The organism is Arthrobacter sp. PsM3 (assembly GCF_030433895.1).
Taxonomy (GTDB): Bacteria; Actinomycetota; Actinomycetes; order Actinomycetales; family Micrococcaceae; genus Arthrobacter.
On sequence record NZ_JARUXE010000004.1, the window covers coordinates 136,952 to 159,699 of the forward strand.

At 67.8% G+C, this 22,748-nt stretch carries 20 protein-coding genes; 15 read left to right on the top strand and 5 right to left on the bottom strand.

Annotated features, from left to right (window positions below; translation table 11 throughout):
• The first annotated feature begins 157 nt into the window (after positions 1-157).
• The 5 genes from QCD75_RS03155 to QCD75_RS03175 all read left to right on the top strand — a co-directional run bounded on the left by QCD75_RS03155 (position 158) and on the right by QCD75_RS03175 (position 7,394).
• The gene (locus QCD75_RS03155) at positions 158-1,390 is read left to right on the top strand and encodes a glycoside hydrolase family 76 protein (RefSeq protein WP_301225643.1); all 1,233 of its coding nucleotides are present in this window, start codon (positions 158-160) and stop codon (positions 1,388-1,390) included.
• 169 nt (positions 1,391-1,559) lie between these two features.
• Positions 1,560-2,615: an iron ABC transporter substrate-binding protein gene (locus tag QCD75_RS03160; RefSeq protein ID WP_301225645.1), complete on the top strand. Its 1,056-nt coding sequence runs from the start codon at positions 1,560-1,562 to the stop codon at positions 2,613-2,615.
• Between the two features lie 4 nt (positions 2,616-2,619).
• A complete protein-coding gene (locus QCD75_RS03165) occupies positions 2,620-4,212 on the top strand; it encodes an ABC transporter permease (protein ID WP_301225647.1) in 1,593 nt (530 codons plus the stop codon).
• Complete coding sequence (locus tag QCD75_RS03170; RefSeq protein WP_301225649.1) at positions 4,209-5,384, top strand: ABC transporter ATP-binding protein; 1,176 nt, start codon at positions 4,209-4,211, stop codon at positions 5,382-5,384. The genes QCD75_RS03165 and QCD75_RS03170 overlap by 4 nt, the downstream gene beginning before the upstream one ends.
• A 156-nt stretch (positions 5,385-5,540) precedes the next feature.
• Positions 5,541-7,394 carry a glycogen debranching N-terminal domain-containing protein gene (locus QCD75_RS03175; protein WP_301225652.1) on the top strand — a complete coding sequence of 618 codons (1,854 nt, stop codon included), beginning with the start codon at positions 5,541-5,543 and terminating at the stop codon, positions 7,392-7,394.
• A gap of 45 nt (positions 7,395-7,439) precedes the next feature.
• Here the strand turns inward: QCD75_RS03175 and QCD75_RS03180 are convergent, their stop codons facing one another.
• A complete protein-coding gene (locus QCD75_RS03180) occupies positions 7,440-8,045 on the bottom strand; it encodes a YdeI/OmpD-associated family protein (protein WP_301225654.1) in 606 nt (201 codons plus the stop codon).
• A 91-nt stretch (positions 8,046-8,136) separates the two neighbouring features.
• Here QCD75_RS03180 and QCD75_RS03185 point away from each other — a divergent pair, with 91 nt between their 5' ends.
• The 6 genes from QCD75_RS03185 to QCD75_RS03210 all read left to right on the top strand — a co-directional run bounded on the left by QCD75_RS03185 (position 8,137) and on the right by QCD75_RS03210 (position 13,590).
• Positions 8,137-8,922: a VOC family protein gene (locus QCD75_RS03185; RefSeq protein ID WP_301225656.1), complete on the top strand. Its 786-nt coding sequence runs from the start codon at positions 8,137-8,139 to the stop codon at positions 8,920-8,922.
• A gap of 43 nt (positions 8,923-8,965) precedes the next feature.
• Complete coding sequence (locus QCD75_RS03190) at positions 8,966-9,505, top strand: NUDIX hydrolase family protein (protein ID WP_301225658.1); 540 nt, start codon at positions 8,966-8,968, stop codon at positions 9,503-9,505.
• 120 nt (positions 9,506-9,625) lie between these two features.
• Complete coding sequence (locus QCD75_RS03195) at positions 9,626-10,666, top strand: DUF6707 family protein (protein WP_301225660.1); 1,041 nt, start codon at positions 9,626-9,628, stop codon at positions 10,664-10,666.
• Positions 10,667-10,714: 48 nt separating this feature from the next.
• On the top strand, positions 10,715-11,440 hold the full coding sequence (locus QCD75_RS03200; protein ID WP_301225662.1) for an SRPBCC domain-containing protein: 726 nt from the start codon (positions 10,715-10,717) through the stop codon (positions 11,438-11,440).
• A gap of 33 nt (positions 11,441-11,473) precedes the next feature.
• Positions 11,474-12,772 carry a tRNA guanosine(34) transglycosylase Tgt gene (gene tgt, locus QCD75_RS03205; RefSeq protein ID WP_301225664.1) on the top strand — a complete coding sequence of 433 codons (1,299 nt, stop codon included), beginning with the start codon at positions 11,474-11,476 and terminating at the stop codon, positions 12,770-12,772.
• A gap of 68 nt (positions 12,773-12,840) precedes the next feature.
• Positions 12,841-13,590, top strand: a complete 750-nt coding sequence (locus tag QCD75_RS03210; protein WP_301225712.1) for a dienelactone hydrolase family protein — start codon at positions 12,841-12,843, stop codon at positions 13,588-13,590.
• 80 nt (positions 13,591-13,670) lie between these two features.
• On the opposite strand, the gene QCD75_RS03215 is transcribed toward QCD75_RS03210, so the two are convergent.
• Complete coding sequence (locus tag QCD75_RS03215; protein ID WP_301225666.1) at positions 13,671-14,366, bottom strand: queuosine precursor transporter; 696 nt, start codon at positions 14,364-14,366, stop codon at positions 13,671-13,673.
• A 243-nt stretch (positions 14,367-14,609) separates the two neighbouring features.
• On the opposite strand from QCD75_RS03215, the gene QCD75_RS03220 reads away from it, so the two are divergent.
• Both QCD75_RS03220 and QCD75_RS03225 read left to right on the top strand, forming a co-directional pair.
• The gene (locus QCD75_RS03220) at positions 14,610-15,437 is read left to right on the top strand and encodes an ABC transporter ATP-binding protein (protein WP_301225668.1); all 828 of its coding nucleotides are present in this window, start codon (positions 14,610-14,612) and stop codon (positions 15,435-15,437) included.
• Positions 15,437-16,219: an ABC transporter permease gene (locus QCD75_RS03225; protein WP_301225670.1), complete on the top strand. Its 783-nt coding sequence runs from the start codon at positions 15,437-15,439 to the stop codon at positions 16,217-16,219. Before QCD75_RS03220 ends, QCD75_RS03225 begins: the two co-directional genes overlap by 1 nt.
• 165 nt (positions 16,220-16,384) lie before the next feature.
• Here QCD75_RS03225 and QCD75_RS03230 read toward each other — a convergent pair whose 3' ends face one another.
• Positions 16,385-17,797 carry an MFS transporter gene (locus QCD75_RS03230; RefSeq protein ID WP_301225672.1) on the bottom strand — a complete coding sequence of 471 codons (1,413 nt, stop codon included), beginning with the start codon at positions 17,795-17,797 and terminating at the stop codon, positions 16,385-16,387.
• Positions 17,798-17,939: 142 nt separating this feature from the next.
• On the opposite strand from QCD75_RS03230, the gene QCD75_RS03235 reads away from it, so the two are divergent.
• Entirely contained in the window at positions 17,940-18,809 is an 870-nt protein-coding gene (locus tag QCD75_RS03235; RefSeq protein ID WP_301225674.1) for a hydroxymethylpyrimidine/phosphomethylpyrimidine kinase, read from the top strand.
• A gap of 29 nt (positions 18,810-18,838) precedes the next feature.
• On the top strand, positions 18,839-19,201 hold the full coding sequence (locus tag QCD75_RS03240; RefSeq protein ID WP_301225676.1) for an iron chaperone: 363 nt from the start codon (positions 18,839-18,841) through the stop codon (positions 19,199-19,201).
• Positions 19,202-19,221: 20 nt separating this feature from the next.
• On the opposite strand, the gene QCD75_RS03245 is transcribed toward QCD75_RS03240, so the two are convergent.
• Entirely contained in the window at positions 19,222-20,970 is a 1,749-nt protein-coding gene (locus tag QCD75_RS03245) for a pyruvate dehydrogenase (protein ID WP_301225678.1), read from the bottom strand.
• Positions 20,971-21,126: 156 nt separating this feature from the next.
• The gene (locus tag QCD75_RS03250; RefSeq protein WP_301225680.1) at positions 21,127-22,608 is read right to left on the bottom strand and encodes a helix-turn-helix transcriptional regulator; all 1,482 of its coding nucleotides are present in this window, start codon (positions 22,606-22,608) and stop codon (positions 21,127-21,129) included.
• Positions 22,609-22,748: the final 140 nt, after the last annotated feature.

A 22,748-nucleotide genomic window follows, 5' to 3' on the forward strand; every position in this document is an offset into this window, starting at 1 on the left:
GTGGAACCGGAACCCGCCACGACACTGTGTGCAGCGTCACGGACTTGCAGGGAACATTAGTTAGTGAATGTTAACTGGAATACGGGCATTCCGCACCTTTCACCCCACGGCCCAGCCACGATCCGGCCCCAAAGGCTGCCGCCGCTAGGCTGGATCCATGAGCCCAGCAGAGATTTCCGCCGCCGCCGACTGGTCCCTCCGCGCGGACGAAGCGGCACGCTCGGTGACCCGGATGTTCGGGCAGCGGCTGTTCTTCCTGCCGGGAACCCACATCGCCGCAATCGTGCGCCCCTCGGGCCGACTCAGGAACCTGGCCCGGCCCTGGCACTACTGGTGGCAGGCGCACTATGTGGACTGCCTGGTGGACACCGGCCGCCGCGAACTCGGCACCGAAGGTCGGCCCGGGAAACGGTTCGACGGCGCGAACCGTCCCAGCGCCGGCCGGCTCGCCTCCCGGCTGGTCACCGGGATCCGGCTGCGGAACTTCCTCACCATCGTCAACAACTACTACGACGACATGGCCTGGCTGGCGCTATCGACGCTGCGGCTGGAGAACCTCGCCGAGCAAAGCCGGCACACGGCCGGGCGGCTCCGCAACGCCCGGGTCCTCAGGAGCCTCACCCTGCAGTTCGATTCCGCCTCCACGGACGACCTCGGCGGCGGCACGTTCTGGAGCAAGAAACGCGATTTCAAGAACACTCCGGCCACTGCCCCCGTGGCGCTCTACTACGCCCGCACCGGCCAGGCGGCCAAGGCCCAGGCCTTGCTGGACTGGTTGGATGCCCGGCTGTTCGACCCGGAACAGGGGATGTACCGGGACGGCCTCCGGATCGGACCGGGCGGCGAGGTGGTCCTGGAAGACGCCATCTACTCCTACAACCAGGGCCCCGTCCTGGGCGCCCTGCTGGAGCTCGGCGGCGGGACGAACCTGGCCCGCGCAGCCACGCTCGTGGCGGCCGTGGCACGGAACCTCACCCTCCCTGCCCCACCGACGGGCAGCAGCGCCCGGGTGCTGCGCTGCGAGGGAAGCGGCGACGGCGGCCTCTTCACCGGAATCCTGGCCCGCTACCTCGCGCTGGCCGCCGTCGATGCGCGGCTGCCGGCCGGGACCCGTGCTATGGCCGCCGCACTGGTGCTCAACACTGCCGGGGCGTTCTGGGAGGGCCGCAGGGCCGTGTCCGCCGGGGAGCGGCTTCCCGGCAAGGGCAGCAGGATCATCCTCTCCGCCCGCCCCGAACAGACGGCGGACCAGAGCTACCCGGAGGGCGCCGCCGTCGAACTTTCCACCCAGCTGCAGGCCTGGATGGTGCTGGAAGCCGCGGCGGCGGTCACCGGCGGGGCCGGCCCCCGGACGCCCGCCGCACGATCCGCCGAATCAACCGGCCGATAATTAAGTCATGCAATAGTTTCGTAATTGATGTGATCCTTATCACTTAATGGGTCCTCGGCTTGGTTGCTTAGGTTTGGCTAACCTACAGTTTTTCCTAGTGAGCATGCCCTAACTTCCCCGCTCACAGGGGGGCTAGGGGCCCAAGACCTTCCTTGCAGAAAGCAGCCCCATGAAGATCCGCAACAACGCGCTGGCAGGTATCGCACTTGCCGCCACCGCCGCGCTCGGCCTCACCGCCTGTGGCTCCGGCAACTCGACCTCCCCCGGCGGCAGCGCCGCCGCTGACGGCAAGATCTCCGGAGAGATCACGGTCTACAACGCCCAGCACGAATCACTGACCAAGGAATGGGTGGACGCGTTCACCGCGGAAACCGGCGTCAAGGTCACCCTCCGCCAGGGCTCGGACACCGAGATGTCCAACCAGATCATCCAGGAGGGCCAGGCCTCCCCGGCCGACGTCTTCCTCACCGAAAACTCCCCGGCCATGGCCCAGGTGGAAAACGCCGGACTCTTCGCCGACGTCGACAAAGCCACCATCGAGCAGGTGCCCGCCGAATTCCGGCCCTCCACCAACAAGTGGACCGGCATCGCAGCCCGCTCCACCGTGCTGGTCTACGGCAAGGCCAAGCTCACCGCAGACCAACTGCCGAAGTCCATGCTGGACCTGGCCAAGCCGGAGTGGAAGGGCAAGTGGGCGGCCTCGCCGTCCGGTGCCGACTTCCAGGCGATTGTCTCGGCCCTGCTGGAACTCAAGGGCGAAGCCGCCACCGAGGAATGGCTCCAGGGCATGAAGGAAAACTCCAAGGCCTACAAGGGCAACAGCACCGCGATGAAGGCGGTCAACGCCGGCGAAGTCGACGCCGCCCTGATCTACCACTATTACTACTACGGCGACCAGGCCAAGACCGGCGAGAACTCCAATAACGTCACCCCGTACTACTTCAAGAACCAGGATCCGGGCGCCTTCGTGTCCGTCTCCGGCGGCGGCGTGCTGAAGTCCTCGAAGAACGCGGCGGCGGCCCAGGCCTTCGTCAAGTTCATCACCGGCAAGAAGGGCCAGGAAGTCCTGCAGAAGGGCACCTCCTTCGAGTACGCCATCGCGTCCGGCGTCCCGTCCAACGAAAAGCTCGTTCCGCTCCCGGAGCTGCAGGCACCCACTGTGGACCCGGCTAAGCTCAACTCCGCGAAAGTCACCGAGCTGATGACCAAGGCAGGACTGCTCTAACCACGTGACAACCAAGCTGGCGGCTCCCGGAACATCCGGGAACACGACGACGGCGGGCAGGGGCAAACGCCCCCGCCCGCCTTTCGGCGTATCTGTAATTGCGGTCCTGGCGGTCCTGATCGCGCTCTTCGCGCTGATTCCGCTGGCCTACGTCATCGTCATGACGGTGGCCACCGGGTGGGACACCGCCGTGGACCTGATCTTCCGGGCGCGCGTCGGCGAGCTGCTGCTGAACACGGTGCTGCTGATGCTGGTCACCGTGCCGCTGTGCCTCATCCTCGGGGTGGGCGGCGCGTGGCTGGTGGAACGCACCCAGCTCAAGGGGCACAAATGGTGGGCCGTGCTGCTCGCGGCTCCGCTGGCCATCCCGGCGTTCGTCAACAGCTACGCCTGGGTCTCCGCGGTGCCCTCGCTCGAGGGCCTGTGGTCCGGGGTGCTGATCGCCACGCTGTCCTATTTCCCGCTCGTCTACATCCCGGCCGCCGCCACGCTCAGCCGGCTGGACCCGGCCATCGAACAATCCGCCGCATCCCTGGGCCTCGGCGCCTGGCGCGCTTTCTTCCGCGTGGTGCTGCCGCAGCTGCGGATCGCGATGACCGGCGGCGCGCTGCTCGTGTCCCTGCACCTGCTGGCCGAATACGGCGCCTTCGCGATGATCCGTTTCGACACCTTCACCACCGCGATCATGGTGCAGTACCAGTCCACCTTCAACGGCACTGCAGGGAACATGCTGGCCAGCGTTCTGGTGTTCCTGTGCCTGATCCTGCTGCTGGCGGAAGTGCGGAGCCGCGGAAGTGCCCGGTACGCCAGGATCGGCTCCGGCGCCCAGGCCCGTGCACTGCGCCTGCCGCTGCACGCCTTCCAGCTGCCGGCCCAGCTGTTCCTGATTGCGCTCACCGCGCTGGCCTTCGGGCTGCCGCTGACCTTCGTGCTGCGCTGGATCTATGCCGGCGGACCGGACATCTGGGCCGCTGAGGAGTTCCTGCCGGCCCTGCTGCTGACGCTGACATACGGCCTCGCCGGCGCCCTGGCCACCACGGTCGTCGCGTTCCCGATGGCGTACCTGGCCGTGCGGCATCCCAGCTGGTTCAGCAAGGCCCTGGAACTGTCCAACTACATCACGAGCTCCATGCCGGGGATCGTGGTGGGGCTGGCCTTCGTAACGGTCAGCATCAAGGCGGCCCCCGACCTCTACCAGACCTCCGCACTGCTGATCGCGGCCTACGTGCTGTTGTTCCTGCCGCGTGCGCTGGTCAACATCCGCTCCGGCCTGGCCCAGGCGCCGAAGGAACTCGACGAGGCCGCCCAGGCGCTCGGCAAGCCGCCGCTGCTGGCCTTCCTCCGGGTCACGCTGCGGCTCACCGCCCCGGCCGCCGCGGGCGGCGCAGCGCTGGTGTTCCTGGCGATCGTGAACGAACTGACGGCAACCCTGCTGCTCTCGCCCAACGGCACCCGCACGCTCGCGACCGAATTCTGGAGCAAGAGCAGCGAGATCGATTACGCCGGCGCCGCTCCGTACGCCCTGCTGATGATCGTGATTTCGGCACCGATGACCTACCTCCTCTTCCAGCAGTCCAAGAAAGCAGCGGGACAGTGACCCAACACAGCCCTTCCCGGCTCCCGGAACCGCGGGTCGCCGCGTCCGTGGCCACCAGCACCAACAGCCACCTGGAGATTGACGCCGTCACCAAGAACTTCGGTTCCCAGGCGGTCCTCAAGGGTGTCAACCTCTCGGTCGCGAAGGGCGGCACGACGGCGATCGTGGGCCCCTCCGGCTCCGGCAAGACCACGCTGCTGCGGCTGATCGCCGGTTTTGAGCATCCGGATACCGGCACCATCTCGCTCGACGGCGCGAAGGTGGCCGGCGACGGCGTCTGGGTCCCGGCGCACAAGCGCCACGTCGGCTACGTGGCGCAGGACGGCGCCCTCTTCCCGCACCTGAGCGTCGGGCAGAACATCTCCTTCGGGCTCGACGCCGCCAAGCTCACCGGCGGCCACCGCGGCGTGAAGGCCCGGGTGGCCGAGCTGCTGGAAATGGTGTCGCTGGACCCTGCCATGGCGAAGCGCCGCCCGCACGAACTCTCCGGCGGGCAGCAGCAGCGGGTCGCCCTGGCCCGGGCCCTCGCCCGCGAGCCGGAACTGATGCTCCTGGACGAGCCGTTCTCTGCCCTGGACGCCGGCCTGCGGGTGGCCACCCGCCGCGCCGTGGGCAAGGTGCTGCACGACGCCGGCGTCACGACCATCCTGGTCACCCACGACCAGGGTGAGGCGCTGTCCTTCGCGGACCAGGTGGCGGTGATGCGCGGCGGACGGCTGGCGCAGATCGGCAACCCGTTCATCGTCTACACCCGCCCCGCCGACCGTGCCACCGCTGAATTCCTGGGCGACGCCGTCATCCTCGACGCCTGGATGGAAGGCTCCCTCGCCACCTGTTCCCTGGGCGGCATCCCCGTGCGCCGCCCCCCCGCGCAGGGCCGGGTCCAGCTCATGCTGCGCCCGGAGCAGATCCGGATCGCCGAGGACGGCCCGATCCGCGGCGTCGTGGTGGACACCGATTACTTCGGGCCCGAAACCACCGTCCGGCTCAAACTCGCCGTCCCGCCCGTCCTCGCGGAAGGCGCCGTGGCCGACCACCGGTACCCCGGCGGCGGCGAAGTCATCACCATCCGGCACTGGAATGCCTCAATCGCCCGCCCCGGCACCGAACTCTGCCTCCGCGTCGTCGGCGAGGCAGTGGCCTTCCCGATGGAGGACCTCCCGCCGGCTTAGCTGCCGCCACGGCAGCCCCTCCTGCATCACGGGTATCTCGGCCGTGCCCTGCGGGGCCCGTTGAGGGGGCCCCGCTCCCCGGCATAGGGTGGGGCGCATGACTGTCCAGCCAGCGCTCCACCGCCAGCACTGCTCCGTTGCCGCGCCCACCCAGTTGTGGCTCGACGCCGACGGGCGGCTCGCCAGCGGCCCCGGCACGGACGCCCCGGGCTCTTTGGCGCCGCGGGCGGCGGCTGGTTCACCGGCCTGCTGCACGGGGACACCCGGATGCTGTGCCGGGCCGAGGTGCGAGTGAACGGCCTCGAACCGGAGCCCGCCACGGTCGAGGCGGAGGCCGGCGGCGTGCTGCGCGTGCGCGGCCTGGTCCGCGGCATCCCCGGACCCACGGAGGATCCCGCAGTCGAACTGCTCCAGACCTGGACGGTCACACCCGGCGTTGTCCGGCACTCCCTGCAGCTGGGCACCTCCCTCGAGTCGGTCGAGGTGGAAATCGAAATCCAGCTCACCGCGGACTTCACCGACATGGCCGCCATCCGACTGAGCCGGTTCCGGGACCCCTCCGAGCCGTTCTCCGCCGACGATTCCACCCTGCGCTGGCGGGACGGCGGACGGACCCTGACCGTCGCCGCCCCCGGCAGCGTCGCCGCCGGACAGCGGCTCCTCTGGCGCGGCACGGCAGGGCGGGGACGCCCCTTCGAGGCGGAATGGCAGGCCGTGCTGGCCGACAGCGAGGATGCTGTGGTCGCGGCCCGGCCGCCCGCAGCGCGCCGGGTCCGGGCCGAGCCGTCCGGCGCCCTGGGCCTGCTGCTGGACAACGCACTCGATGATCTTGCCGGTCTCCGCCTGGCTACCCGGAAGCTGCCCGACGCGCCGTTCCTCGCCGCCGGGGCGCCCTGGTATTTCACCCTGTTCGGCCGCGACTCGCTCTGGGCCGCACGGCTGCTCCTGCCGCTCGACGCCGGCCTCGCCGCCGGAACGCTGCGCTCCCTGGCGGCGTTCCAGGGCACGAAGAATGACCCGGCCGCCGCCGAGGATCCCGGCAAGATCCTGCACGAGCTCCGGTCCAAGGAACTGGTGCTGGAGAGCCAGGGCCTGCGCCTGCCCCCGGTGTACTACGGCGCCGTGGATTCCACCCCGCTCTGGCTGTGCCTGCTGGCCGAGCTCGGCCAGGCCGGACTGGACGACGCCGCCGTCCGCTCGCTCCTGCCCAACGCGGCCCGGGCGGTGGAATGGCTGCTGGCCGCCGCGGGCGCCCCCGGCAGCGCCAACAGCGGGTTCCTCAGCTATCAGGACGCCACCGGCCACGGCCTCAGCAACCAGGGCTGGAAGGATTCCCGCGACGCCATGCAGTTCCGCGACGGCCGCCAGGCGGACGGCCCGATCGCGCTCTCCGAGGTGCAGGGCTACGCGTACCAGGCCGCCGTGGACACCGCCGACCTCTTCGACGCCTACGGCGAACCCGGAGGCCGGGCGCTGCGGGACTTCGCCGAGGCGCTGCAACAGAACTTCCGCGAACGCTTCTGGGTCGAGGACGACGGCGGGCCGTTCCCTGCCATGGCCCTCGACGGGCACGGCGATCCGCTGGACATCCCGGGCTCCAATATGGGACATCTGCTCGGCACCGGAATCCTGGACGCGTCGGAGGCCCGGCTTGTGGCGGACCGGCTGCTGAGCCCCGAGCTGTTCTCCGGCTACGGCGTGCACACGATTTCCCGCCGCGCGGCGGGTTTCTGGCCGTACAGCTACCACTGCGGTTCGGTCTGGAGCCACGACACCGCGATTGCGGTGCGGGGGCTGCTCGCCGAGGGTTTCCTCGCCGAAGCCCGCACCATCGCGGAGGGCCTGCTGGCCGCGTCCGGGTCCTTCGGGCACCGCCTGCCCGAACTGTTCGCCGGCATCACAGCCGGGGAGGCGGGCCACGCGGTGCCGTATCCGGCGTCGTGCCATCCGCAGGCCTGGTCCTCAGCGTCTGCCGTGGTCATTGCCCAGGCCATGGGCGTCGGGTTTTAGGCGTGCCGGTCAGGAGGCCGGCGGACGTGGCCTCCCGGGAAACCCCTAGGCGTCAGGGGCCGGCGGACGCTTGGCCTGCGGGTACGGCGTCTCGAACCGGGCCAGCATCTCAACGAATCCCGCGATCTTTTTCTCCCGGGTGGCGGCCTGCTTGACCCCGTTGGTGCGGTAGATCAGGGCATACCGGTTCACCGAGGTCAGGACGTCGAACATCGCCTGCGCGCGGGGCTCGGCCGCGATGGCCGCCGCGAGGTCCCCGGGCAGCTCCGCCGTGGCCGCGCCCGAGTAAGCCGCCTCCCACCGGCCGTCGGCTTTGGCGCTCTCGACGGCGGTCCGGCCGGCAGGAGCCATCCTACCCGCGGCCTCGAGGCGCCCGATCCGCTCCACGTTCCGGGCCGACCACACACTTTTCGGTCCCCGACGGGTCATCCGCTGGAAGGAACTTCCCTCGTCGCGGCGCTTACCTTGGCCGTCGATCCAGCCGAAACACAGCGCTTCCTGCAGGGCGGTCTCGTAGTCCAGTTCCGTGACCGTGCCGCCCTTTTTGTGCAGCACCAGCCATACACCGGGGCTCTCCGCGTGGTGCTCTTCCAGCCAGGTGCGCCACTCGGCGGCGTCCTTCACCAGCAGTTCCTGAAGTTCAACAGCCATGGCACTATTGTGCCGCGCACTGACCACTTGCAGTGCTTTGGTGGCACGATGTCCCTGAGAGCTGGAATCCGTCACACCCCGAGGAGCAACGATGCTGCGTGTCCGCCCGATCCACTTCACCTCCCGCATTGACGCATGGGAGCGGCTGCTCACCGACCTGGGCATGATCAAGACCGTTGACGCGCCCACCTGGCGGGAGTTCGACGCCGGCTCCGGCCGCCTTGCCCTCCACTTCGCCGAGGTGGGCTCAGCGGAGGACGGCACCAGCTCCTTCGGCGTCGAGGTGGGCGACCTGAAGGAATTCGCCAGGCGGACCAAGGAGGCCGGCGCGGCCGAGGGCGGCACCACCGCGGAGCTCGTCGACGCGGACCATGGCCAGTCCTGCCGCATCACCGCCGCGGACGGGTTCAGTTTCCTGGCCGACCAGGCCGCACGCGCCACGGACGGCAGCTGGGCCGGGTCAGCGGAAGCGGACCCGGACCTCGCCGTCGTCGCCGTCTGGTTCTCCGAGGACGCGGTGGCCGCGGCGAGGACCCTCCGGGACATCGGTGCCCGGCCCCGCCCGATTCCGGGCAGTAGCGCCGTCGGCAACGCCGACACAAACACCGACGTCGACACCGTCGAATCCGAAGCGTTCACCGCGAAGAACGGCGGGATCCTGATGGTCGGCACGGCCACCGGGGCCGGACGCGCCGGGCTGGGCTTTGAATACGCCGGCGACCTGGGCGCGTTGCGTGAACGTCTTGGCGAGGCCGGACACGAGGCTGCGGTCATCGAGGAATCAGCCGTCCCAACCCTGCATGTAGCCAACCCGGATGCAGACGGTTTAGCCGCCCACCCGCCCCTCTGGATTTCCGCGGCGCCGGCCCTCGGGTGAGGGGGACCACGCCCCGGCGGCAGGGATGGGGTAGAACTTAACCATGAACGTTCGCACTCCTGACCCGAACCCCGGCTGGCTCTCCGCAGATGATTTGTTCGAGGCGCGCGGCCGCTTGCCCATGGTCTACGTCGAGGCCGTCCCGGTGCGGCTGGATCCGCTCGGGTTTGTGAACGAGGTTGGCACGCTCCTGCAGGCGGACGAGGACGGCAACATGATCCGCTCGCTGGTTTCCGGACGGGTGCTGTACCGGGAGACCATCCGGGCGGCCCTGCTGCGCCATATGGAGAAGGACCTCGGACCGCTGGCGTTTCCCCAGCTGCCCATTAGTCCGGTGCCGTTCACGGTGGCCGAATACTTCCCGGCCCCGTCCCACACCGGTTTCACCGACGACCGCCAGCACGCCGTCGCCCTGGCCTACATCATCCCGGTCACCGGCGAATGCTCACCCCGCCAGGACGCCCTGGAGCTGACCTGGATGACGCCGCAGGAAGTGATGAGCTCAGATGTCCAGCTGGAGTTCAGCGGCGGCCGCGGCGCCCTGATCCGGCAGGCCCTGGCCTTCGCCGGGGTCGGGAACTGACCCGCGCCGGGCCAGCTGGAAGATGCCCCGGGACGCCCGGGGTTTGCACTGCGTCCCCGACTTCCGCCGCGCGCCTTTGTAGACTGTAGGGCGGACCGCAAAAGAATTTAAGGACTCCAGATGACCCACCCGCCAGCCGCCCCGAACTACATAGAACAGCAGGCTGGGACTCTGCAGAGCGGCGATCGCCTGCTCCTGCCCGATGGCAACCGTTCCGCCGAAATCCAGCGCGTCGACGTCGAAACTGACGATTTCGGCACTCCCGCCATGGTCCTGGCGACCCTCACCGGCGGCGGCGGGCTCCGGATCGCAGCCGCCTCCACTGTCCTGATTCTGGCTGCCGGGGCCGAGGCTGAAGACGCCTCGTTCGTTGACGCCGGCGCATCGCCGCAGCCCGTCGAACCTGCCCGGAATGATGGCAACGGCCAGGGCGGGGCCGGCGGGCAGGACAGCGCCAAGGAGACCGGGAACGGCGCCGCGGCGCCCGCCGCCGTCGTCCCTCCGCTGCCGGCCGCGCCGCCTGCGGTGAGCGGCCCCAGCGAGGAGGACCTGGCGCTCATCCCCGCCCTCGTGGGGACGCCCGAGTCCGTGGTGCAGTCGGTAGCGCAGGCCCACCCGGGCTCGACGGGGGTGCTCCTGCTCAGCGAACGGCTGGCCAAGGGCATCAACACGAAGTCCGGCAGCTGCCTCAAGGACCTCAGCGACCTCGCGCAGGAACTGTTCATCATCCTCAAGGACGCAGAAAACGCCCTCGCCGTCGCCGACCTTCTCAACGTGCTTCCCTTCGACGGCAACCGCGGCCGCTGGGCGTCGGTCGAGGCCTCCCTCGCCCTGTCCAGTTACATCTGCCGCCAGCTCGGGCAGGAGGAACGGGCCGCCGTCTACGAAAAGTTCCTGCGCACCCCGGACGGCATGGAAACGGACCCGTTCAAGGCCCGCATCAACGCCAAGGTCCGCCAGCGCTCGCTGAACGAACCAAACCTGTACGACAAGGAAATCTTCCGCGCGATGGACAACTCGAATCCGGATGCGGAACGCGAGTGGCGGATGCTCCGGCTGGAGGCGCTGCTGTTCCTGCGCGCCCACGGCGGATCGGAGACCATCGGCGCCCCGGAGCTGGACCGCCGGATCGGCAACGAACTCGAGTCCGTCCGGTCCTGAGGCGTTAGGCCCCTACCCCCTCGCGGCCGGGCGTTGTAGATTCACCCCATGACGAACAATCTGAGCGTTGTGATCAACTCCGACGCACAGCAGGTTTGGACAATGCTGCGCGAGCCCGCCAAAGTTGCCCAGTGGCACGGCTGGGAAGCCGACGACCAGGCGGCCGAGATCGACGAGATCTACTTCGGCCCCAAGGTGGTTGAAGGCGCCGACCACACCTCCCTGGTGGTCGATGGCGGGGACGTCTTCACCCTGAAACCGGTCCCGACCGGCACGGAAGTCAGTGTCACCCGGGCCGCCGTGGACCACAATTCCGAGTGGGCGGCCTGGGACGAGGACATCACCCAGGGCTGGCTGACTTTCCTCCAGCAGCTCCGTTTCGCCCTCGAACGGCATCCGCACGGCAAGCGCAAGACCTTCTTCTTTTCCGTGCCGGGGAATGAGGGGTCCGCCATCGAACAGCTGGGCCTCAGCGAGGTCCCCAAGCCCGGCGAACCGTACTCGCTCACCCTGGCCACCGGCGAGGAACTCTCCGGCAAGGTGTGGTTCCGCAGCAACCACCAGGTGGGCCTGACGGTTCACCACTATGCGGAGCACGGCGAGGGCCTGGTGATTGTGGCGGACCAGCCGGTCATCAAGGACATCAGGCCCCAGGGCGGGTCCCTTGTGATCGTATCCACCTATGACCTTGGGGCGCACCAGCTGGAGTCCATCCGCAACTACTGGGACAAGTGGCGGGCTGAGAACTACCCCACATCGGATCCCTTGCACTAAGGGTTGGGCGCTGTTAGCTGGCACACTTGAACGGTGCCAGCCAATCCTGAATCACCTGTGTCATCGCTCCTGCCGGCCCAGCAGTCCGAGTTTTCCTTCCGTGTGGGCAAACGCCTAAGTGAGAGCTGCTCACCGACCGAAGCCCAGGTCAGCGGGAACGGCGGGGAGTTCCTCGGCCGCACCGGCACCATCACCACACCGCACGGCGAGATCCAGACCCCGGCGTTCATCGCCGTCGGCACCAAGGCCACGGTCAAGTCGGTGCTCCCGGAGGCTGTCGCCGAGCTGGGCGCGCAGGCCGTGCTGGCCAACGCCTACCACCTGTACCTGCAGCCCGGCGCGGACATCCTCGATGAAGCGGGCGGGCTGGGCGCGTTCATGAACTGGCGCGGCCCGACCTTCACTGACTCCGGCGGGTTCCAGGTAATGAGCCTGGGCTCGGGGTTCAAAAAAGTCATCGACATGAGATCCGTGGACCAGTCCGGACCCGACGACGCCGTGGCCCCCGGCAAGGAACGCCTGGCCCATGTGGACGAGGAAGGCGTGTGGTTCAAGAGCCACCTCAACGGGGACCGGCACCGGTTCAGCCCCGAAATCTCCATGAACGTCCAGCACCAGATCGGCGCGGACATCATGTTCGCCTTCGACGAGCTGACCACCCTGCAGAACTCCCGCGGCTACCAGGAGGAATCCCTGGAACGCACCCGGCGCTGGGCCGAGCGCTGCATCACCGAGCACTTCCGGCTGACGTCCGAGCGCCCGGGCAAGCCGTACCAGGCGCTCTTCGGGGTCATCCAGGGCGCCCAGTACGAGGATCTGCGCCGCAAGGCCTGCCGGGACCTCGGTGCCATGAACTTCGACGGCTTCGGCATCGGCGGGGCCCTGGAGAAGGAGAACCTGGGCACGATTGTCCGCTGGTGCAACGAGGAACTGCCCGAGAACAAGCCCCGGCACCTGCTCGGCATCTCCGAGCCGGACGACATCTTCACCGCGATCGAGAACGGCGCGGACACCTTCGACTGTGTGTCACCGACCCGGGTGGCGCGGAATTCGGCGTTCTACCACCCCACCGGCCGCTACAACCTCTCCGGCGCCATGTACAAACGCGACTTCGGCCCACTGCAGGAGGGCTGCGACTGCTACGCCTGCCTGAACTATTCGCGGGCGTACATCCACCACCTGTTCAAAGCCAAGGAGATGGTCTCGGCAACGCTGATCTCGATCCACAACGAGCGCTTTGTGGTGAAGATGGTCGACGACGCCCGGCTCGCCATCGAGGCCGGCAACTTCTTCGAGTTCAAGGCCGAGACCCTGGGCCGTTACTACTCCTAGGTTCCGCCGCCCCGGCCGCCCGACGCCGACAATGGCTGGTGACGGAACCCTTCGGATATCCTGACCGGATACTCATCGAGATTCCTACCGCAGACGGCAACGCCGAGGCCCTGGTGGCCCGCCCCTCCACCGGCCCCGGCCCATTTCCGGGTGTCATCCTCTACATGGATGCCTTCGGGTTGCGCCCCCGCATCCAGGACATGGCGCAACGCCTCGCCGACTGGGGTTACGTTGTCCTGGCCCCGAACGTCTTCTACCGGGAAGGAACGGCGGCCGAGCTGGCTCCGGAAATGGACATGACCACGCCGGAGGGCCGCGAGGCAGCCGGCTCTGATGCATTCCCGCGGGTCGGACGCCTCACCACGGACAAAGCGCTGCCGGACATCGATGCATGGGTGGACGGTTTGGGCAGGCTCGACGGCGTCGCGCCCGGCCCGATCGGCGTCTTCGGCTATTGCATGGGCGGACGGCTTGCTGTGCGCACGGCGACCGCCCACCCGGACGTTGTCGCGGCCTGCGGTGGCTTCCACGGCGGTGGCCTCGCGACCGACGCCCCCGACAGCCCCCATCTCGGACTGGGCAACGCCCGGGCCAGGTTTGTGTTCGGCCACGCCGATCATGATCAAAGCATGGGCCCCGACGCCGTTGCTCGCCTGGACGAGGCCTTGGACACGGCAGGTCTGGAGTCCGCTAACGAGATCTACGCCGGGGCATCGCATGGCTATTCGATGGCGGACACCTCGGCGTTCCACGCGGAACCGACGGAACGGCACTTCCGGGAGCTCCACGACCTCCTTGGCCGGACGCTAAAGGTCTGATGAACGCAGGTGAGTCTGACGCGTGCAAGCGCCCTTGTCCAATACCGCGACACGGCAGGTGCGAACGGCGCAGCAGGCGGCTACGCCCCGTAGCTTGGTTCGCGCTTCTTCACCCAGCCGATGGCGAGCGAGGTCAGCGGTACGAAGGCGAACTCCACGAGGGTCTTGTAGACGAAGCCCACAAGGACGTAGTTGACGAACGCCCCGGCATCGGTAATCCCGATCACGGAGGCAGCGATGCTGCAGAAGATCAGGGTGTCCACGAATTCGCCCACGCCTGAGGATCCCATCAGCCGGGCCCACAGTGACTTCTCACCGGTGCGGGCCTTCATCTTCACGAGGATCCAGGAGTTGATCGTCTGGCCCGCGAAGAAGGCCAGCAGCGAGGCGAGGACAATCTGCGGAACCGGGCCCAGTGCATCTTCCAGCGCGGCCTGCTTGGCAATCCCAAAGTCATCGCCGAAGCCCGGCAGGGCAATGATGATCCAGTAGCAAAGGGACGCAAAGACGGAGAGCGCAAAGCTGGTGATAATGGCCTTGCGCGCCACCTTGAAGCCGTACACCTCGCTGATGACGTCGCCCAGGATATACGCCAGCGGGAAGAGGAAGAAGCCGCCGTCGGTGATGACCGGGCCGATCGCCACGCCTTTGGACGCCCCAATGTTGGAGAGGATCAGCACCACGGCCATGACCGCCAGCATCATGCCGAAGTACGGCGAACCGATCGAGGCGAACTTCGGCGGCGCGGCGGCCGGGAATGTCTTGGCGGAAGTCATGGGTATTCCATTCGTAGTGGTTCGCCGGGTGCCCGGATTCTCAAGTGAGGTCGCGGGCAGCCGGCTGTATTAGCACTGGATGGCTCCTGGCAGGCTGGCCGGCGGAACCGCCCCCCATTGTCTCATCCTGCGGCCGCAGGGAAGAGCCGCAGTGAAGCGGGGTGCCGCTGGCGCCCGGACTATTCATCCCCGCACTGTCGACGGTTCGGGTCTGGTGGCAGGATGGGGCCATGGAGCAGGAAAGTGCCTGACACCGCCATTTCCACCCGTGCCCTCATCAAGCGGTACCGCGGCATCACCGCCGTCGACGCGCTGGACCTCGACGTCCGCCGGGGCGAGATCTACGGGTTCCTCGGCAGGAACGGTGCGGGCAAAACGACGACCATCCGCATGTTGCTCGGTCTCATCCGTCCGAGCGGCGGGGAGATCACCGTCCTCGGCCGGCGCATCCGGCCCGGGGAGGCGACCGTGTTTTCGCGCATCGGATTCCTCGTCGAGACCGCCACCTCCTACCCCAACCTCACCGTGCGCGAAAACCTCGAGATCCAGCGCCGCCTCACCGGTTCAGCGCCGCGATCAGTCGCCGACTCGATCGGGCTGCTGCGCCTGGATCCCTACGCGGACCGGCGCGCCGGCCAGCTTTCGCTCGGCAACAAGCAGCGCCTCGCCCTCGCCCGCGCACTGCTGCACTCCCCCGAGCTCCTCCTGCTTGACGAGCCCGCCAATGGGTTCGATCCGGCCGGGATCGTCGAGATCCGGGAGCTGCTCCGCTCGCTTGCCGACGAGCGCGGTGTCACCGTCTTCATGTCGAGCCACATCCTCGCCGAGGTCGCTCACCTGGCCGACCGGATCGGCATCGTCCATGACGGCCGCCTCATTGAGGAGTCGTCGCGCGACGAACTCGCCGCGAAAGCCCGGGCCTTCGCGGCCGGCGCCTACACCCCGGAAGAGCGCGAGCAGGCGCTGCTCACGCTGGATCTGGAACGCTACTTCCTCGCGCGCACGGGCGAGGGCCCACACACAGGCGAGGGCTCACGCACAGGCGACGGCTCGAAGAGTGGCGATTCCTGATGTTCGGTCAGGTCCTCGCCACCGAGTTCATGAAGCTCCACCGTTCGAAGGCGCCGTGGGCCACCCTGGCGGTGCTCGCCATGATGCCGCTCGGGATCGCGCTTTTCATGTGGATCGTGCGCGAACCGGGGCGGGCGGCCCAGCTGGGGCTTCTGGGCACTAAAGCGAACCTCGCCGGGCTTGAGGCGGCGTGGCCCGAATACTTCTACATGCTCACGGTGATCTTTGGCATCGGCGGAATGTTGCTGCTGGCGTTCATCGTCGCCTACCTGTTTGGCAGGGAGTACAGCGACGCCACGGCCAAGAACATGCTCGCGCTGCCGGTGGGCCGTCACTGGTTCGCCGTCGCCAAGCTGTTCGTCGCCGCGGCCTGGTGGATGACGCTCGTCATTATCGTCATCGTCGAGGCCGTGGCCATCGGGCTGGCGATGGAGCTCCCGGGATTCTCAGCGGGGCTGGCCGCGACCGGAATCGGACACGTGCTGCTGGCCGCGGGGATCTCGTTCCTGCTCGCACCGGTGGTCGCCTGGATCGCCGTGTGGAGCCGGGGCGAGGTGGCACCCATCGCGTTCTCGCTCGTGATGCTGGCCCTCGGCAACCTGTTCGGCAAGACCGGCTGGGCCGAGTGGTTCCCCTACTCGATCGTCCCGCTGCTGGTCGGCATGGTGGCCGACCCGGTCGATACGCTCCCGGCGGGCAGCTGCGCGGTGCTCGCGGGGACCTTCGCAGTGGGCGTCGCCGGCACGATCCTGCAGTTGCGTTTCGCGGACAATGCCCAGTAGCCCCGGCCCGATCGGGCTCCGCTCAGCATGAGGGTGCGCCGCTGTCCGGCCGGCGGCCGGCGGCCCCGGGGTGAACGACGACGGCGGGCCGCCAGCTGCCGCGACCGAAGTCCCGCAGCCGGCACCCGCCGTCGTACGCGCCGTGGTTCTTAGCGCGCGGTATTCCTAGCGGCGCGAGGCGTCGATGAGGTCCTTGTCGTCGTCCCTGGGGCCGTCGCCGGGCACAGCCGGGGTGGCACCGGGCTCCCAGGCGTGGCCCTGTTCGTGGTCCAGGTGCGTTGACTTCTTGTTCTTCAGCGCGAAGATGTAGACCAGCAGGGAGATGCCGATCGCCACGGTGACGTACGTGAAGAACAGTTCCACCTGGTCGGACTTCTGCAGCGCCGCGCCGATCAGCGGAACGGTGCCGCCGAAGAGCGAGTTGGCGATCGCGTAGCCCAGGCCGACGCCCAGGGCACGGATCGAGGCCGGGAACAGTTCGGCCTTCACCAGGGCGTTGATGGAGGTGTAGCCGCCGACGATCAGCAGGCCGCCCATCATCAGCAGGAACGCGGTGAAGGGATCCTTGGTGCCGGCCAGGGTGGAGAGCAGCGGCCAGGTGAACAGGACGCCGGTGATGCCGAACCAGAGGAGCAGCGGCTTGCGGCCGACCCTGTCCGAGATGATCCCGTAGACCGGCTGCATCAGCATGAAGATGAAGAGCGCCCAGAAGTTGATCACCGAGGTGTCGGTCTTGGGGATGCCGGAGGTATCGTTCATGAACTTCAGGAGGAAGTTGGTGTACGTGTAGAAAGCAACGGTGCCGCCCAGGGTGACGCCGATGCAGATGAGCAGCGGCTTCCAGTACTGGGTGAACAGCAGCTTCATGGTGCCCGGCCGGGCAACGCCTGCCACGGCGGGAGCCTTTGCGGCCTCGACCTGTTCGGCCGAGACGGTCTCTTCCATGGAGCGCCGCAGCCACAGGACCACGAGCGCGGCGGCGCCGCCGATCGCGAACGGGATGCGCCAGCCCCACTCGGTCAGCTCTCCCTTGGGCATGGCGTTCTGCAGGATGACCAGGACCAGCAGGGCCAGCATCTGTCCGCCGATCAGCGTGACGTACTGGAAGCTCGAGAAGAAGCCGCGGCGCTTGGAGGTGGCGGCCTCGGACATGTAGGTGGCGCTGGTGCCGTATTCCCCGCCGACGGAGAAGCCCTGGATCAGCCGCACGAGGACCAGCAGGATCATGGCCCAGATGCCGATCTGCTGCTGCGTCGGCAGGATGGCGATCGCGAAGGAACCCGCGGACATCATTGTCACGCTGAGTGTCAGCGCTGCCTTGCGTCCCTTGCGGTCGGCGTAGCGGCCGAAGAACCAGGCGCCTACCGGCCGCATCAGGAACGACGTCGAGAAGACGGCCATCGCCTCGAGGCCAGCCTGAAGATCGTCAGTGGCGTTGAAGAAGTGAGACTGGAAATATGCCGCAAAAGCGGTGTAGACGTAGACGTCGTACCACTCCACGAGGTTGCCGGCAGATCCTTTGAGGATGTTGCTCACGGCTTTTCTCGTCTGTGCCGATTCGGACAGTTGGGTGCTCATCAATGAACCTTCCTGGATCCGGCGCCGCAAGAAAGCAACACCGTCCGCCACCGTAGTCCAGGGGATCCGGAACACGCGGGTTTTGTTCATATTGGTCATACGCACAATGCGGGCGGTTTCCGGCGGGTGGCAGGATGGGACCATGACTTCCACCGCCTTTGACCCCGCCGCCCTGGCGGCTTCCGACGCCGCCACTCCCGCCGTCGCCCTGACCATCGCCGGATCCGAAGCGACCGGCGGCGCCGGTGCGCAGGCTGACCTGAAGACCTTCCAGGAACTGGGCGTTTTCGGCATCGCCAACCTGACGTGCATTGTGTCCTTCGATCCGCAGAACAACTGGAACCACCGCTTCGTCCCGATCGACCAGCAGGTCATCGCGGACCAGCTTGAGGCGACGACGGCGGCCTACGGCGCCGCGTCCGGCGCACCGTCCGTGCTGGACACCGTGAAGATCGGGATGCTGGGCAGCCCGGCCACGATCTCGACGGTCGCCACGACGCTGGCCGCGGCCGCCTTCACCAACGTGGTACTGGATCCGGTGCTGATCTGCAAGGGCCAGGAACCGGGGCACGCCCTGGACACGGACCAGGCCCTCAAGGCTCAGATCCTGCCGCTGGCCACGTTTGTCACGCCGAACCATTTCGAAGCCGAGTCCCTCTCCGGCCTGGAAATCACCGACCTCGCATCGCTCAAGGCCGCGGCCGTCCGCATCCACGAACTCAGCGGCGCCACGGTGCTCGCCAAGGGCGGAGTGCGCCTGGCCGGGCCCGACGCCGTCGACGTCTACTACGACGGCGAGACGCTGGAAGTCCTGTCCGCCCCGAAGGTGGGCGAAGTGGCTGTCTCCGGCGCCGGCTGCTCGCTGGCCGCCGCCATCACGGCCGAACTGGCCAAGGGCGCAACTCCGCTGGAGGCCGCACGCACCGCCAAGGCGTTTGTGACCGCGGGAATCCGGAACCGCGTGGCCTCGGGAGCGCCCTTCGATGCGCTCTGGCAGGGCGGTCCACGCTAACCCGCCTTTCGGCAGCTGGAGGACAACGGATGGCACAGCACTTTGACACCGTGGACGAGTACATAGCCTCCTACCCGGCCGAAGTCCAGGGGATCCTTCAGGAAATCCGGCGACGCTGCCATGCCGCGGTACCTGATTCCTCCGAGATGATCAGCTACGGCATCCCGACCATCACTCTCGGCGGAAAGTTCGTCGTGTACTTCGCCGGCTGGGCGCACCATGTGTCGGTGTACCCCATGCCCAACGGCGACGAGGCGTTCCGCGCGTCGATCGCTCCCTACCGTGCGGCCAAGGGGACGCTGAAGTTCCCGCTCGCGAAGCCCGTTCCGTACGAACTCATCGGACAGGCGGCGGCGCTGCTGGCGGCCGAACGCCGGAGCGGAACGGCCTAGGCCAGCAAGTCCCGGTTGCCTCAGCGCCGCGGGATGTTGCGGAGGTTGCTGCGCGCCATGCTGACGGCCTCGCCGGCTCCCCGGTTGAGGACCACCTTCGACATCGCCGTGGCGAACCCCAGGACCTGGGCGCCCTTGATCTTCGGCGGGAGGGAGAGCGCCTTGGGGTCGGTGATCAGTTCCACCAGGGAGGGTCCCGGATGGGCAAAGGCCTCCCGGTAAGCGGCCTCGATGCGGGACGGGTCAGTGACGCGGACGGCGTGGAATCCCAGTGCCCGGGCCACCGCGGCATAGTTGGCGTCGGGCACGTCGACGCCGAAGTCCTGGAGCCCGTCCACCAGCATTTCCAGCTTGACCATGCCCAGGGTGGAGTTGTTGAACACCACCACGTTGACCGGGAGCCGGTGCGCGGCCACGGTGATCAGCTCTCCCAGCAGCATCGACAGGCCGCCGTCGCCCGATACGGACACCACCTGGCGCCCGGGGAAGGCCAGCTGGGCGCCGATCGCATGCGGAAGCGCGTTCGCCATCGAGCCGTGCAGATACGAGCCGATCAGGCGGCGGGTACCGAGCGGGTTGATGTACCGGGCGGTCCAGACATTGCACATGCCGGTATCGGCGGTGAAGATCGCGTTCTTCGCCGCGACCTCGTCCAGCAACGACGCCGCGTACTCGGGGTGGATCGGCTCTTTGGTTTCCACCTTTCGGGTGTAGGCGCCGACGGCTTTGTTCATCAGCCGGTCGTGCTTCTTGAGCATCGAGTCGAGGAAACGGCGGCTCTTCTTCGGCTGGAGCAAGGGCATCAGCGCCGCCAGGGTCGGCAGCACGTCACCGTGGACCGCGACGTCGACGTCGGTCCGCCGGCCCAGTTTCTGCGCGGCCCGGTCCACCTGCGCCGTGCGGGTTCCGGGCAGGAACTGGTCATAGGGGAAATCGGTGCCGAGCAGGATCAGCAGATCTGCGTCCTCGATCCCCTCGGCCGCGGCGCCGTAGCCGAGCAGCCCGGTCATGCCGATGTCGTACGGGTTCTCGTACTGCATGAAGTCCTTGCCGCGGAGGGAATGCCCGATCGGCGCCTTGACGGCCTCCGCCAGGGCAATCACCTCGTCGTGGGCGCCATGGACACCGGCGCCGGCGAAAATCGCCACTTTGTCCGCCGCGTTGATCGCCTCGGCCAGCGCCCGGACACTTTCCGGTGCCGGCGTCAGGGTGGCGGGTACGAACGTTGCCGGCAACGGAGCCTCCGCGGTTGCTTCCAGCCCGGCAATGTCACCGGGAAGGGTGACGACGGCGACGCCCCGGAGGGCGACGGCGTGCTGGATGGCGCTGTGCATGACCCGGGGTGCCTGTTCGGCGGTGCTGATCAGCTCGGAATAGACCGAGCATTCGTTGAACAGCCGGTCCGGGTGGGTTTCCTGGAAGAAGCTGCTGCCAATCTGTTTGCTGGGGATGTGCGAGGCGATGGCCAGCACGGGGGCTCCGGAGCGGTTGGCGTCATACAGCCCGTTGATCAGGTGCAGGTTTCCGGGCCCGCAGGAGCCGGCGCAGACCGCCAGACGGCCGGTCAGCTGGGCCTCTGCGGCCGCCGCGAACGCGGCGGCCTCTTCATGCCGGACGTGGATCCAATCGATGCCGCCCTTTGCGGCGCCCCCCGTCTTCCGGACGGCGTCGACAATCGGGTTGAGGCTGTCGCCGACAATCCCGTAGATGCGCTGCACGCCGGCAGCCTGAAGTTGTTCAACGAGCTGGGTGGCAAGTTCTTTGGCCATGGCTGGGCACTCCCGGGATCAGATTGATGGGCTGACAGGGCCAATATAGTCCGGATACCTTGGAGCGCTTCCCTTTGGGGCCCGCCCGCCCAGTTCGCCGGCCCGCGCAGTCCGTCCGGCCGGACTGGCCGGCCTCACCGGCTGTGCGCGCCCGTATCAGCTCCCCGAATGCGCCTGCAGGAACGAGTAGACCTCGGTCTCGTCCACGCCGGGGAAGGCGCCCGGCGGCATCGCGGCGAGCAGGTGCGAGTGCGCCCGCGCCGACGGCCAGGCGTTGCCGGCCCACTCCGAGGTCAGGGCCGCCGGCGGGCGCCGGCAGCAGCTTTCATCCGGGCACGTCGACTTGGAACGCTCCGTCGTGTCGCGGCCGCGAAACCACTTCACCTGCGCGTAGGGAACCCCCACGGAAAGCGAGAACTCGCCGTTGGCAGAGCGCTCGGTCCGCGCCGTGCACCAGAAGGTCCCGGCCGGGGTATCGGTGTACTGGTTGTACGCGCTGAACTTGTCCGGCACGTCGAACACCACCCGGGAGGTCCAGTTCTTGCAGGACGGCTGGCCCTCAATGGCGCCCGTGTGGTCCTGAGGGAACGTCACGCCGTCGTTCTCGTAGGCCTTGTAGATGATGCCGCTCTTGTGGGTCTTCTGAAAGTGTGTCCGCAGGTCCAGGTGCTGGGTGGCGAGGTTGGTGAAACGGTGCGCGGCGGTCTCGTACGACACGGCGAAGGCGTCCCGAATGTCCTCCACGGCGATTTCCCTGGCCTGTTTGGCCTTCTGCAGGAACTCCACGGTGGCCTGTTCCGGCAGCAGGAGCGCGGCGGCAAAGTAGTTCGTGGCCACCCGCTGCATCAGGAAGTCACCGTAGTTGGTGGGGGTCTGGTGGCCCAGCACGTAGTGGCCCAGTGCCTGCAGCAGCACTGAACGCGGGTCGTGGTCACTGCGCGCGTTCTGGGTGAGGTAAATCCGGCGGTTCTTAAGGTCGGTCACCGAGCGGGTGGAATGCGGCAGGTCGCCCACGTGGTGGAGGCTGAACCCGAGGTGCCCGGCGATGTCAGCGATCACGTGATGGGACAGCGGGCCGCTGGTGTGCCCCACCGAGGCGAGGACCTTCTGCGCCTCCGCCTCGTACTCCGGGAAGTAGTTGTTCCGTTCGCGCATCATGGCGCGCAGCTCCCCGTTCGCACGGCGGGCCTCTTCCGGCGTCGCGACCTGCTCGTTGAGCCGGCGTTCCAGCTCGTGCTGCAGCCCCACCATGGACTCCAGCACGTCCATCGGGAGCCGCGAACTGATGCGGATCTTGGGCAGTTTCAGGGACTCATAGATGGGGCTGCGCTGATAGCGTTCCAGCTCGATCTCCAGGGCGGCGCGGCGGTTGGGCGGTTCCGCGCCGAGCAGCTCGTCGATACTGACGCCGAGGGCCGCGGCAAGCTGCTGGAGCAGGCCGAGTTTGGGTTCGCGCTTGCCGTTCTCGATCAGGCTCAGCTGGCTGGGGGCCGTTCCCACTGTGGCGCTCAGGTCATCGAGCGTGAGTCCGGCGGCCTTGCGGAGGTGGCGGACCCGGCGGCCCATGCTGATGACGTCGACCTCCGGGACGGCGGGCGAGGCGACGGAGGCGGGGCGATTCCAACTGGCGGGGTGCATTTCTTAAGGATACGCGAAGAAGTGCATTTCTTTCCACCCAATTGGTCTAGAAAGCTCCTTGAAAGTACAGAAAAGTAGGACTTACGGAAAAGTTACACCGCACCGGATCCGCCAGTCGCACTGCGAGGAAGCAGTTCAGC